The 12,614-nt window shown below is 43.8% G+C and carries 11 protein-coding genes; 4 read left to right on the forward strand and 7 right to left on the reverse strand.

Annotated elements, in window-relative coordinates; genetic code table 11:
- The first annotated feature begins 20 nt into the window (after positions 1-20).
- On the forward strand, positions 21-800 hold the full coding sequence (locus AB4585_RS00710; protein WP_372169238.1) for a DUF2927 domain-containing protein: 780 nt from the start codon (positions 21-23) through the stop codon (positions 798-800).
- A 98-nt stretch (positions 801-898) separates the two neighbouring features.
- On the opposite strand, the gene AB4585_RS00715 is transcribed toward AB4585_RS00710, so the two are convergent.
- Both AB4585_RS00715 and AB4585_RS00720 read right to left on the reverse strand, forming a co-directional pair.
- Complete coding sequence (locus AB4585_RS00715) at positions 899-1,288, reverse strand: DUF2750 domain-containing protein (protein ID WP_004734596.1); 390 nt, start codon at positions 1,286-1,288, stop codon at positions 899-901.
- 149 nt (positions 1,289-1,437) lie between these two features.
- Entirely contained in the window at positions 1,438-2,343 is a 906-nt protein-coding gene (locus AB4585_RS00720) for a manganese-dependent inorganic pyrophosphatase (RefSeq protein ID WP_017065328.1), read from the reverse strand.
- A gap of 201 nt (positions 2,344-2,544) precedes the next feature.
- Here AB4585_RS00720 and AB4585_RS00725 point away from each other — a divergent pair, with 201 nt between their 5' ends.
- A complete protein-coding gene (locus AB4585_RS00725) occupies positions 2,545-3,759 on the forward strand; it encodes a putative manganese transporter (protein ID WP_102332940.1) in 1,215 nt (404 codons plus the stop codon).
- 294 nt (positions 3,760-4,053) lie between these two features.
- Here AB4585_RS00725 and torA read toward each other — a convergent pair whose 3' ends face one another.
- The 3 genes from torA to torE are packed head-to-tail and all read right to left on the reverse strand — an operon-like array spanning position 4,054 to position 7,955.
- Entirely contained in the window at positions 4,054-6,516 is a 2,463-nt protein-coding gene (torA, locus tag AB4585_RS00730; RefSeq protein ID WP_017067667.1) for a trimethylamine-N-oxide reductase TorA, read from the reverse strand.
- Positions 6,517-6,540: 24 nt separating this feature from the next.
- A complete protein-coding gene (gene torC, locus AB4585_RS00735; protein WP_372155269.1) occupies positions 6,541-7,722 on the reverse strand; it encodes a pentaheme c-type cytochrome TorC in 1,182 nt (393 codons plus the stop codon).
- 50 nt (positions 7,723-7,772) lie between these two features.
- Positions 7,773-7,955 carry a trimethylamine N-oxide reductase system protein TorE gene (gene torE / locus AB4585_RS00740; RefSeq protein ID WP_010440051.1) on the reverse strand — a complete coding sequence of 61 codons (183 nt, stop codon included), beginning with the start codon at positions 7,953-7,955 and terminating at the stop codon, positions 7,773-7,775.
- Positions 7,956-8,392: 437 nt separating this feature from the next.
- Between torE and AB4585_RS00745 the strand changes: the two genes are divergently transcribed.
- Entirely contained in the window at positions 8,393-9,187 is a 795-nt protein-coding gene (locus AB4585_RS00745; protein ID WP_017067668.1) for an ABC transporter permease, read from the forward strand.
- Positions 9,188-9,505: 318 nt separating this feature from the next.
- Here AB4585_RS00745 and focA read toward each other — a convergent pair whose 3' ends face one another.
- Together focA and AB4585_RS00755 are read right to left on the reverse strand one after the other, a co-directional pair.
- On the reverse strand, positions 9,506-10,348 hold the full coding sequence (gene focA / locus AB4585_RS00750; protein WP_050621867.1) for a formate transporter FocA: 843 nt from the start codon (positions 10,346-10,348) through the stop codon (positions 9,506-9,508).
- Between the two features lie 363 nt (positions 10,349-10,711).
- Entirely contained in the window at positions 10,712-12,019 is a 1,308-nt protein-coding gene (locus AB4585_RS00755; protein ID WP_372155271.1) for an ATPase, read from the reverse strand.
- Positions 12,020-12,276: 257 nt separating this feature from the next.
- Between AB4585_RS00755 and AB4585_RS00760 the strand changes: the two genes are divergently transcribed.
- Positions 12,277-12,507, forward strand: a complete 231-nt coding sequence (locus AB4585_RS00760; RefSeq protein ID WP_017060280.1) for a TIGR02647 family protein — start codon at positions 12,277-12,279, stop codon at positions 12,505-12,507.
- Positions 12,508-12,614 lie beyond the last annotated feature (107 nt).

Consider the following 12,614-nt stretch of genomic DNA (forward strand, 5'->3'; position numbering starts at 1 on the left):
ATTTAGCAGAGGGGAAAAGTATGTATCGAACAGCTTCAATGCTTCCCCTCTTGTTGGTGCTGTTGTCCTTTAACGCGACAAGCACACCGCTCACATGGCTAGATAGAAGCTTCGTCGAAACTGCCTTTTATAACGTCGCGCTTCAACACGAATACTCCCAAGGCAACAAACCGCTCGCCAAGTGGAAACAACCGATCAAGATTTGGATCAATCATCGAGTGGGCGATGAGGAACTGCATCAAGAGCTCACAGAGCTTCATATCAAACACTTATCTGAAGTCACCCAACATCCAATAACAATCGTCAGTAAAGAGTCCGAAGCGAACGTTAAATGGATATACACAAGGCAGAGCCAGTGGGTAACTGAGGCGAAATCGGTGCTCAAGCTCAAATCAACTCAACATTTAAATAGCGCCATCTGCACGGCGGGCTATAGAACCAATTCTAAAGGCGAGATTGTATACGCTGGGATTGTAATCCCAGTTGATCAGGCAAGATCGCGAGGTAAGCTGGTCGCCTGTATCGTGGAAGAGATCACACAAGTTCTAGGCCTGCCGAATGATTCAGATAAAGCCTACCCTTCTATTTTCAACGACCACACGCCAGAAGACTTATTATCGCCGTTAGACGTAGTGCTACTGCAATTGCTGTATGAACCAGAATTGAAAGCTGGAATGACAAAATCTGAAGTAAAACCTATCGTTCGAAAGATACTCAAGAGATACAGCAAAACAGGTGTGCTTCAGCAAGCTTCTAAAGCCGCACAGCAAGCGCCTTTGTATCAGTTGATTGGGTATTGACGAATATACGTTGGAAGCAGCTTAGATGGGATAATTGAATGATAGCGCTGCCTAAGAAAGGCAACGCTGACTTACGATGTTACTGTATTACGAAAGAACTAGCGCTTAGCTGCCTGCTTTTTCAATTCGAAGTCGAACTCATCCGGGAACAAGATAACGCCTTCTTCTTGCTCGTTCGGGAATACTACAACAGCAAGTTCGTCGTCTTCTAGACCGTTCGTCCAGCGACTGTGCCATTTGTTCAACGAAATAGACTCAGCTTTACACTCAGACCAATCACCCGTTGCCCATGATTCTGCGAACTCTTGGTTTGGCCATACTGGAACACAATCTTCATCTTCTGTGTTCAGCATTACACAACCGTGTTCATCGGTTAAGATCCATACTTCACGGTTTGCTACGATTTCTTTCACACAGTATTTCAGGCGTTGCTCGCCCGTGTACTTGTTGATTTCAGCGATTTTTTTATCGTCTAGCTGTGTAGTCATCTTAATTTCCTACTTTAGTCAGTAACTTTGCTCTTAAAGCTATTTTATGCCGAGTGTTGTTAACTTCAAACATTATCGATGAAGAAGAAAGTCTACTTCAAAGAAAAACGCCTGCTAAATAAGCAGGCGTTTAATATTAAGCGACTTGATTAAACAAGCTCACCTTGTAGCCAAGGCCAGCCTTGCTTCTTACGGCTTAGTGTATTTTCCATCATTAATACGCCGCCTTTCTCGTGCTTAACCAATTTCTCAGCCCACTCACCTTTGTATAGAAGACGAGTTTGAGCAGTAGTGATATCTGTTAGCATTACCGCAGCGAACGCTAGACCGTCTTTCTCACAACGCTCTTCAAGATCAGCTTCTAGCGCTTCGATCATGCCGTCTACTTGCTCAAGAGTCGCAAGTTCAACTTGACCAACAACAACATCACGACCGTTGAATGGGTAGCCTTTAAGGTCTTTTTCTACTAGCTGTGCAGCAGATAGGCCTTCGATGTTTGTTTTTGCGATTAGAAGCGCTTTGATGAATGCATCAACGTCAGTTACGCCAGCAATTTCAGCAAGCTCAGCAACCGCGTCTTTGTCTTTTTGAGTACATGTTGGAGAAGCGAAACCAACTGTGTCTGAAAGAATTGCAGACATCATTAGTTTAGCGATTTGTTGAGAGATTGCGTGACCTTCAATCTTGAACATGTTGAAAAGTACAGTGTTTGTACAACCAACAGGCCAGATCCAAGCTTCCATTGGGTTTACTGTCATCACGTCGCCTAGACGGTGGTGATCAACAATACCTACGATCTCTGCATCAGCAACATCATCTGGTGCTTGTGCTAGATCTGAGTAGTCTACTAGCCAGATTTTCTCACCAGCAACAGAAGTACGAAGCTCTGGCTTTTCAGCACCAGCGACTTCTAGAATGTGTTGAGTTTCGCGGTTGATCTCGCCTTGGCGAATTGGTGTCGCTTCCTCGCCACGAGCCTTAAGAAGCTCAGTTGCAACTAACGCACTACAAATACTGTCACTATCAGGGTTTTTGTGACCAACAACTAAAATCATGTTTCTTCCTATTACACTAACAATTATGACTCTACCTTTAGAGCCTCTCTTTATTAGCCATACTTTACCTCATTTTTTTAGATTGGTCATGTTTCGTGGGTTTAGCCAATAGTAACAATAGATAAAAAAACAACAAATGCAATTGATAATTATTATCATTCGTATATATTTATCTTAAGCCACTAATTTTGAGTAACACCTATGGATCGACTAATCTCTTTTTTGCCAAGCAGTAGTGCTGCGAAAACAACTCAGTTTTCACTGTCATTTAAGCGCCTGCTTTTGCCTGTCTCACTTGCAGCTTTGGTTGCAGCCCCAGCTACACGAGAGCTGACGGTGACTACTTTGTCAGACGCGTTTTGGGCAGTGTCTTGTTATGTTGCTTTAACCTTGGCTATTTACCACTGGTTAAGTCTGTACATAAACAAAGATAACGTCTTCAATAAGCTCGTCCATCAATCTCGTTCAAACCAAGTGGTATTCGCGGCTCTCATGGGCGCGTTGCCCGGCTGTGGCGGTGCGATAGTGGTAACCACACAATTTATCTCGGGAAAACTCGGATTCGGCGCAGTTGTTGCGGTGCTCGTCTCAACCATGGGTGACGCGGCGTTCCTGCTCATAGCGAGCGAGCCTAAGACAGGTTTAGCCATGATGGCGATGGGCGTGATCGTGGGTACTGCGTCAGGCCGAATCATTAACTTGTTTCACGCAGACGACTTCTTACGCCCAAAAAAAGCAGAGAAAAATGAAGTGGTGAGCAGCTGTGCTTCTCAATCTCAAGACAAAGAATCGGTCTCTAAAAAAGCGATAAACCTGCAAGGTTACCTGTGGTCTGTACTGATTATTCCGGGTGCTGCCGTTGCCCTACTTGGCTCTTTTCAAGTCGATGTGAACGAGCTGCTCGCTTTGCCTGAAATGTCGATGGAATGGGCGGGGACAGTTTTGCTGATCAGCTCGATGTTTCTGTGGGGGCTAACCCGTGAAATTGAGGATTACAAATCAGCCGTGAGTGAGGACGAAAAGTGTATAGGCTCTCACCCATTGCAAAAGACCGCTCAAGATACAAACTTTGTCACCGCTTGGGTGGTGGTTGCCTTTCTTTTCTTTGAATTTGGCTCTGTGATAGCAAATGTTGATTTTGCGACGCTATTCTCAAGCTGGGGCATCATGCTCCCCCTGGCTGGCGTGTTGATGGGTTTGCTACCGGGCTGTGGACCGCAATTATTGGTCACTAGCTTATACCTTTCAGGCGCCCTGCCACTTTCGGCTCAGGTAGGTAACGCAATTTCAAATGATGGAGATGCGCTATTCCCTGCGATTGCGATGGCTCCCAAAGCGGCACTGGTCGCGACCTTATACTCTAGTGTGCCCGCACTAATCTGTGCTTATAGCTACTGGTTTATATTTGAGATCTAACTTGAGTAGAGTTAACTCCATAGGCTTCTGTAAGGTCGGTACTTTGTATCGGCCTTTTTGTTTCCGCCTGCTTAAGTCTTTCCACAGGTTCTTTTTACATTCCCTTCCTGCTTCACTGCTTCTACCACCTCTCTCAAACAGCGCGTTACAGCCTGTCTCAAAAACGCCCTCTATTAGCCCTGTATAATGCTTATTTAGAAACACCAACACTGATATCAAAAATACAAAAAGCCCCTGTAAGAGTGCTTACAGGGGCTTTAATTCAAGCTTTAATCTTGGTTCTTAAGACAAGACTTAAGAAACTTCGATTGGACCACCGAATGAAGTTACTGGAGGCAGTTTGCCTTGGAACTTCTCGAAATCAACCAAACATGTGTTTGCTGACGTTGCTTGAGCAAGTTCAGACGTACCGATATCTTGAGTCAGTGTGTTTGGATCGCCGTATGTATCTAGCGCGCCCACTTTCTCGTTGATCGGACCGTACCAAGCACCTTCTTCGATACGAACAACACCAGGAGCGTAGCTATCCATTAGAACAGCACCTGCTAGTAGTTGACCACGGTCGTTAAACACACGTACTACATCGCCATCTTTGATGCCTTTCTTCTTAGCATCTACTGGGTTGATGTAGATTGGCTCACGGCCTTGTACCGCGTAAGTCGCACGCCACTCTTCAGATTCACACATCTGAGAGTGAAGACGCTTGTCTGGGTGACAAGATTGTAGCCAGTACGGGTGCTTGTCAGAGCCTGGACCACCGTGTGAACGTTCAGATTTCTCGAACCACATTGGGTGTTCTTGACAGTGCTCGTAACCCATGTTGCCAACAGTACGGCTTGTGATTTCGATGAAACCAGAAGGCGTGCCTAGTGCGTTGATCTCTGGATCTTCACGGAATGAAGCGTGACGAGTCCATGGCTTACCTTTGCCGAAGTCTAGGAAACCTTTCTCCCAGAACTCAGCAAACTCAGGCATTTCGAAGCTACCTTCGTTTGATGCGCGACATTCGTCGTACAGAGATTTAACCCACTGCATTTCGTCCATACCACGCGTGTAATCGTCGTAACGACCCCAACGCTTAGTTAGGCTAGACATGATCTCGAAGTCAGTCTTAGACTGGAACAGAGGATCCACTAGCTTGTGCATTGCGATCAAACCACGGCCAGAGTACGCGCCGTAACCATCGATATCGTTACGTTCCCACTGAGTACAAGCTGGAAGAACAATATCAGAGTGACGACAAGTTGCAGTCCAAGCGAAATCAACAGCCACTACAGTTTGTAGGCTCTTGAATGCTTTACGCATCTTGTTGCGATCTTGGTGGTGGTGCCACGGGTTGTTACCACTGAATACCATCATCTTGATGTCAGGCAGTGTCACTGTTGCGCCGTTTGCTTTGATCTTCTTACCTGGCTCTAACAGGCTATCTACCCAACGAGCAACAGGGATTACGCGGCTGTAACCGTTGTAATCAGTGTTAGTGTGCTTAGGCGATTGACCTTTGTCGATGTTCAGCGGGAATGAACCCGGAGCAGCGAAGCCAGTTGAAGATACACCGATACCAGAGTAGTGGTGACCGTAAGAGATACCACCGCCCGGAAGACCAATTTGGCCAACCATTGCTGCGATAACTGCACACATCCAGTAAGGCTGTTCACCGTGCTCTTGACGTTGGATACTCCAACCAACAAGAATCTGTGTACGACCGTTAACCAGCATCTTAGCGAAGTCACGAATAGAGTCCGCGCTTGCGCCACAGATAGCAGAAGCCCATTCTGGCGTCTTCTCAACTCTGTCTTTCGTTTCACCTTGAACGTACTTGATGAAATCTTCAAAACCTAGACAGTAAGTTTCGATGAACTTCTTGTCGTATAGGCCTTCGTTGTAAAGAACGTGAGCAACACCAAGCATGAACGCCACATCAGTTTGTGGGTTGATGTACATTTGCTCGTTTTCTAGGTAACGACCTGTTTTGTTTTTAACAGGGTCAACAGAAACAACGTTGATCTCTTTCTTAGCAACTTTTTCTTTCAGCTGTTCTAGGTATGCGAACGACTCGTGAGTCTCACATGTCCAACCTACTTGAAGGTTTTTAACTGGATCGTTACCCCAAAGAACAATGTTGTCACTGTTTTCTAGGATAAGTTCCCAAGATGTACCTTGTGCGTAAACTTCAGTAGAACCTAGCACGTAAGGCATGATCGTTTGACCAGCACCTGTTGAGTAGTCACCGATTTTCTTCACAGAGTAACCGTGAAGTGCCATTGCACGTTGCATGTGGTTAGTACAGCTGTGGAACTGACCTGTTTGTCTCCAACCAGTTTGACCGGTGTGAAGCGCCCATGGACCGTAATCTTTCTGTACGCGCTCTAGCTCGCGGTAAACAAGGTCTAGTGCCTCATCCCAAGTCACACGAATAAAGCGGTTGTTACCACGCGTGTCTGCGCTGTACTTATGCTTCTTCAACCAATCTAGGCGAACCATTGGGTAACGCACACGTGATGGGCTGTAGATAATACCTTTAATACCTTTCAGCATCTCTGTTGGGTGCTGATCGATTTCTAGAGGTTTAATTTCTTGTACTTTACCCGCGTAAACGCGAGCTCGGAATGCACCCCAGTGAGAACCAGAGACTTTCCACGCGCCGTCTGTTTCTGCAGCAGATGCTGAAGCCGACGCCAATAAGCTTGGACCGATAACCGATGCCGCACTTGTCGTCGCGACACCTTTCAGAAAACTTCTTCTTGTAATTGCCATTGTGTTACTCCAATTGACGTCTTATTAGTGATGGCCTTCAGAAAAATCTGATGAGTGCTTCTGTAGATACTTAAGAACCAATGCTTCTGTATCTGTATCGAAGTTAACGAATGCAATCATACCATCTAGCATGCCTACCCAACCGTTAGCGCTGAAGTGAGCTTCATCTGGCTGTGAGTGACACGTTGAACAGTTAGATTGGTACGCTTGACTAGCTGCGTTCCAGATTGGATCGAAGTTATCAACCATAGACTCTTTCTTCATCCAAAGTGCTAGGTTAACTTCTTCCCAAGGAAGGCCAGTTAGCTCATCTTCTTTCTTCTCACCAACAGTGATTACGTCACTTTGAGATACTTCTTTCGTCAAGATTGCAGTCGAGATGTTCATACCGAAGTCTTCTTGGATTACACGTCCGAAGCCTTTCGCTTTACGCCAACCGTCGATTTGAATCTTGATCATGTCGCCTTTTTCGTCGATCACAGCAACTTTACTTGCAGGGCTTAATAGACCCGCTTCAACTTCAGCTGTTTCATCTGTGTACATTGGTAGGTGACGAATAGAGATCACGTCTGAACCATTTGCGTAAGATGTGCTGCTTGCTACGTTTTCTAGCTCGCCAACAATACCGCTCGCTGATGCCATATCTAATGGAAGGTTGTGAGCAATACCTTTGTGACAGTCAACACAGCTTTGATCACGCTCTGCCGCGTTCTTCATCTGAATGCGCGCTGTTGGGCGCATGTTTTCGAAATCCATTGAATCGTAGTTGTGGCAGTTTTTACACTCTAGAGATTTGTTCGAAGAGAAGCGATCCCATTCGTGTTTAGCCAGTTCGATACGACGAGCTTCGAATTTCTCAGGCGTATCTAGGTCACCAAATACTTGAGCGAATACTTCTTTAGAAGCTTGCATCTTACGAGCGATTTTTGCTGTCCATTCATGTGGAACGTGACAGTCAGGACAAGTAGCACGTACACCAGAAGTGTTTTTCCAGTGAACCGTTTCTTGTAGTTCTACGTATACGTTGTCACGCATGGTGTGACAGCTTACACAGAATTCTTCTGTATTTGTGTGTTCTAGCGCTGTATTGAAACCGCCCCAGAAAATAACACCGGCGATAAAGCCACCCATAGTTAGTACACCAAGACTGATGTGTACTGCTGGGCGAGTCATTGTGCGCCATAATTTAACTAAAAATGATTTCATGTTTAGCTCTCTTAAATATTGATTTTAAAAAATGTTGTTACTAGAGGGCATTACATGCCGCCATGAGCACCAGGAGGTCCGAATACAAACACTTGCAGTGCCCAAACTATGAAGCCGTAACCGCCTACAAAAGCCACACTTAATATTGGAAAGAGAACAACCGCAATGAAGAGGAATGACTTCCACTCCAACGAGCGTTTTTCGCCAGTTTCAATTTTTTTAACATCACTCATACATTTTGCCTATTTTGTATTTAGTAATTCTGAGTAGCTCATTCTAAGGAGCTAAAGTTCTTGAGTATCTAACAACAAATTTTAGACCATACACAAAGTAAGGTTCAATCAAATCCCCCGTTATAACCCTTGCTAATCAATACTTTTTTGAGCTCATCCAAACTTGTTTTCAGTTAAACAAAGTTATTAAAAACTATTAACAAATGTGAAGAATTAAGTATATTTCACAAATGTTAAAAACAAACATTTGCGCAACTATTTAGCAACCAATTTTAACCTTTCACCTACTAAGTAGTAGCTAAAAAAGCCTAAAATCACCAATATTTTGTGTTTTGTTTGTTAAATCATTGGGTGTTTTTTGAGTAAGCTGGAATGAAGCTAAAATGCATCATTTGGCACTTTCAGATATGATGGGGACCTACTTAAAAGGAAACATTATGCAAGACGTTATTGATATATCTTGGTGGCAGTTATTGTTCTTCAGCTCACTTCTCTTGCTACCCATTACCATCAACCACAAGTTAAAACTCGGCCTTGGCAAAGAGGCTTCTATCAGCATCATTCGTATGGTTATTCAGCTATTTCTGGTGGGACTTTACCTAGAATACTTGTTCACTTTGAATAGTTTGTGGGTCAATTTGCTGTGGTTATTTACTATGATTATCGTCGGTGCAAGCTCGATTGTTGAAAAATCTAGACTGCCAAGAAACCTACTTTTGGCTCCTGTCGCCGTTAGCCTTGCGGTAACTTGTGTACCTATTGTCTTGTTCATCTGCTTTTTCATCATTAAGCCGACACCGGTTTTTAACGCGCAGTACCTTATCCCAATCGCAGGGATGTTATTGGGTAATAGCTTAAGCAGTAATATCGTGGCATTGCAGAACCTGTTTGGTGCCTTTGAAACACAGAAATCAGAATATGAAGCAGCAATCGCGTTAGGCGCGTCTCCTACTTATGCTGCTGCGCCTTTTGTACGTAATGCAATACAGAAAGCGATGTCCCCTATCATGGCCTCTATGGCAACCACAGGCTTAGTAACGCTGCCGGGAATGATGACTGGACAGATCTTAGGTGGTGCTTCACCGATGATCGCGATTAAGTATCAACTGATGATCATGCTGGCGATTTTCGTGATGATGAGCTGCTCTCTAGCCCTTGTACTTCACCTCTCATTGAAGACATCTCTGACCAAAGAAGGGCGAGTTCTCGCTCAAATACAGCCTTCGAAATAACCTCCTTACTCCACTTAGATCTGGTTACTCACTGAATTTGAGACAGGTTATCCACAGAAACTGTGGATAACCAAATCAATATAGATCCTTTTTTGTCCATTTCGACCCAAGGAAAGATCATCGCCTTCGATCTTTGGGTGATTTCAAAGACATATACACACATGGTAATCAGCGCTGTTGAATTTTCAGATGATCATTAGAGAGATGAAGAAGTAGGTTTTCCACAAATAAAAAACGGCCTGCAATGCAGGCCGTCTTGTAAATGTCATAAGTCAGTTCAGTGTTTCCACAGAGCGTTAACTCATTTCGTCAACTGAGTTAGTCACGTAGGTAGATCAACCAGTACCACATACCAACAAAGATACCGCCGCCAATGATGTTACCGATGGTAACGGGCAGCAAGTTGTTCATCAGAAAGTCCATCATGTTCAGATCAACATAGTCCGCAGGATTAGCGCCCGTCATTGTCCAAAATTCAGCTGGAGCAAATGTTTTGATGCCGATAGCTAAAGGCACTTGGAACATATTTGCAATACAGTGCTCAAAACCAGCCGATACGAACATCGCTACAGGTAAAATCATTACCGCAATTTTGTCAGTCAGAGTACGTCCACTAAACGTCATCCATACCGCGATACAAACTAATACATTACACATGATGCCGAGCGCGATAGCTTGGATAAAATCATGGTGCATCTTATGTTGAGAGATCGCCATTGCATTCAAACCCACTTGGCCGTGGTCGAACATGTACTGTTTGGTCAGTAACATACAAGCCACCAGCAGCAATGCGCCAATCAAGTTACCTACATAAACCGTAGCCCAGTTCTTAACGAGCGTGCGCCAACTAATCTTGCCACTTGCACGAGCAACCAGAGTCAGCACCGAACTGGTAAATAGCTCACCACCGGTAACAACAACGAGAATTAAGCCCAAGCTAAATGCAAGGCCACCTAATAAGCGAGTAATACCCCACGGCAAATCACCAGCACCAGTCGTTACGATGGTGTAAAACACAAACGCAATACCGATATGTATGCCAGCGGAAATCGCTAGGAGAAAAGATTTGATTGGATCTTTGGTTGCTTTACCTACGCCAATATCTGCAGCGCGCTCAGCCATTTGTGGCGGTAATAATGAGTCAAATTGGTTTAGATTCATGATGATTTACATTTTGAAACATGTCGTCGGGAGCGCGATAATCCTCTCTTTCATTTCTGAATTCAAGAGCTATTTTAGGCACAAAATAGCTCTCACAGCCTTGTTGAAAGCAAATAGTCCGAGTTATTCCAAATTCATACGACTTTAGTAGTAAAAAGAAAACTCTGCTGAATGATTAGTTATCAGCATAGAAAATAACACATCTATAAATATCAACAAGTTACGTTAAAAATCAAAGAATAACGTACACTAAAATGGCTCACAGAGCGCTTTTATTTCTAGATTTTGACATAGATCAACAGAACGTAAAAAAAACGCCCTAAGGCGCTTTTAACTCAATCACAAATAAAGAAATTAGTGATGCTAAACCGAAGGTGCAATCACTTCTTCTGATGATTGTTCTAGGGTTGAATCCTCTAGAGTAGATTCAACAGCTGGGGACATCACATCAGAGTCACTTTCGTTGGCCACTTTGCCACCTAAGCTTTTCAAACTATCCACTAACTCTTCTAAGCTTTTAATGTGAGCATCACTCTTGGTAATCTGCTCACCGAGCAACTCACTGTGCTTGGTTGCTTCAGACAGTTGCTGCGCTTGCTTCTGGTTTTCAGACTCCAGCTTAGCTAATTGCTCAGTCAAAGTTTTAATCTCTGACTTTAATGACGCCGTCATGTCTGAGCCTTTCAGCGCTTTAACACTCGCTACAATTTTTTGAGACTGAAGACGCAATACAACATCACGGTGATCTTCATCATTAACCACTCGTGAAATGCTCAATAACTGGTTCTCTGCATTCAAAACCGACTGTTCGAACTGGTCGCCTTTTACGCTCGCCAGCACTTTGACTTCGTGAGCAACACTGCGTACGTGGTTTAATTCGAACTCCGCAGCGTGAACTGCGTCTTCAATGATAGACTTTTCACGGGGACTGGCTTTCACTTGGCTTTCTGCCAAAGCAATTTGAGATGCCGCTTTAGCAAACGTCAGTGGAACAACGTCATCGAAATCTTCATCTTCCAAGAACTCTAATTCGTTCTTCAAAGGTTCGATGTATTTCTTATGCGCCACTTTAACTTCTAGTAAGCGAGCATTGTTAAGAAATTCCACCTGCGCTTCTTGAGCGTCTTCAAGCTCATCGACCAGCACATACTCGAACAACTCGCTGTATTCTGAATACAAACGTTTGTAGCTCGAGGTAAACATGGTATCTGCGCCAAGAAACTTCAGGTAATCCATTTGGACAATCGAATCCGCGAGTACTCGATCAGCCTTCTTCTTTAACACTAAGATCGAGTCATAGTTTGATTTGATCAAAGCGATTTTTTCATCGAAGGCTTCAGCGTAAGTTAGGCTCGAAAAAATGGAGTAACTCTTGGTTATCCGAGTTTCGTCTTTAAGTAAGTCCGCATAAATGCTTTCAGCATCATCCCATGCGTCTAATAGTTCATTGTAATTCTCTGGTGCATAGAGAGACAATTGAGCATGGTCTTCAAGCTTAACTTCCCATTCGGAGTAAACGCTTTGGACAGACTGAAATGAACGGACCTCTATTGTCGATTCATTATTGTTGTTTGTGGTTTGGTTCGCGTCTGTCTGCTCTGAGGGTGTGCTTTGACAACCTGAGATAGCAAATAGCATACTGATCGTTAATGCTACTTTGTTCGCTCTCACTTATGCATATCCTTTTTATACAATATTCGCTCAATGCAAATTATTTCTAGTCACAATATATTACAACTACTTAGCAATAAACATCACTGATGATTTAAGTGGGTGCAAATCACCCAATATAACCAAAATAAACTCATCACTCGATGATTAATCAATCAATTTGGTATCACTTATCAATTCTCTTTATTTGCTATTGCCTGAGCCGAGAATGCGCACTAAGGTGAAGGTAGAGAACGTTATGAATATATAGGTTAATTATGAAGTACAACGCTGAACATATTGCTGATTTAAACCTCCTTCTTCAATTTGATGTAAGTAGTGCAGCTACTGGAATTAAAGTTCATCAAGAGGCTGCTCAAGAAACTCAAGACGCTGTTAAGCGCCTATTCGAAAAAAACCTTTGTACTCAGCCAGACGGCGGTTACCTAACAGATGAAGGTATCGAGATGGCAGAGCGCGCAGACAAGCTTCTTCGCGTACTAAACTAAAGCTCCATTGTTCTAGTAAAAACTCCACTTGCTTCGGCCGTGGAGTTTTTTCATTTTTGGGCAAAGCTTTGTTAGGCTTATTGTAAATTCGTCATTTGCAGTTGTGA

It is taken from the genome of Vibrio sp. 10N.222.49.C9 (genome assembly GCF_041474985.1).
GTDB classification, from domain to species: Bacteria; Pseudomonadota; Gammaproteobacteria; order Enterobacterales; family Vibrionaceae; genus Vibrio; species Vibrio crassostreae_C.

What these genes read in the sequence shown, in the direction of transcription:
- torE (WP_010440051.1), bottom strand. Translation starts at nt 7,955, where the DNA reads ATGAGTGATGTTAAAAAAATTGAAACTGGCGAAAAACGCTCGTTGGAG.
- torC (WP_372155269.1), bottom strand. Translation starts at nt 7,722, where the DNA reads ATGAAATCATTTTTAGTTAAATTATGGCGCACAATGACTCGCCCAGCA.
- AB4585_RS00725 (WP_102332940.1), top strand. Translation starts at nt 2,545, where the DNA reads ATGGATCGACTAATCTCTTTTTTGCCAAGCAGTAGTGCTGCGAAAACA.
- AB4585_RS00710 (WP_372169238.1), top strand. Translation starts at nt 21, where the DNA reads ATGTATCGAACAGCTTCAATGCTTCCCCTCTTGTTGGTGCTGTTGTCC.
- AB4585_RS00760 (WP_017060280.1), top strand. Translation starts at nt 12,277, where the DNA reads ATGAAGTACAACGCTGAACATATTGCTGATTTAAACCTCCTTCTTCAA.
- AB4585_RS00720 (WP_017065328.1), bottom strand. Translation starts at nt 2,343, where the DNA reads ATGATTTTAGTTGTTGGTCACAAAAACCCTGATAGTGACAGTATTTGT.
- torA (WP_017067667.1), bottom strand. Translation starts at nt 6,516, where the DNA reads ATGGCAATTACAAGAAGAAGTTTTCTGAAAGGTGTCGCGACGACAAGT.
- AB4585_RS00745 (WP_017067668.1), top strand. Translation starts at nt 8,393, where the DNA reads ATGCAAGACGTTATTGATATATCTTGGTGGCAGTTATTGTTCTTCAGC.
- focA (WP_050621867.1), bottom strand. Translation starts at nt 10,348, where the DNA reads ATGAATCTAAACCAATTTGACTCATTATTACCGCCACAAATGGCTGAG.
- AB4585_RS00715 (WP_004734596.1), bottom strand. Translation starts at nt 1,288, where the DNA reads ATGACTACACAGCTAGACGATAAAAAAATCGCTGAAATCAACAAGTAC.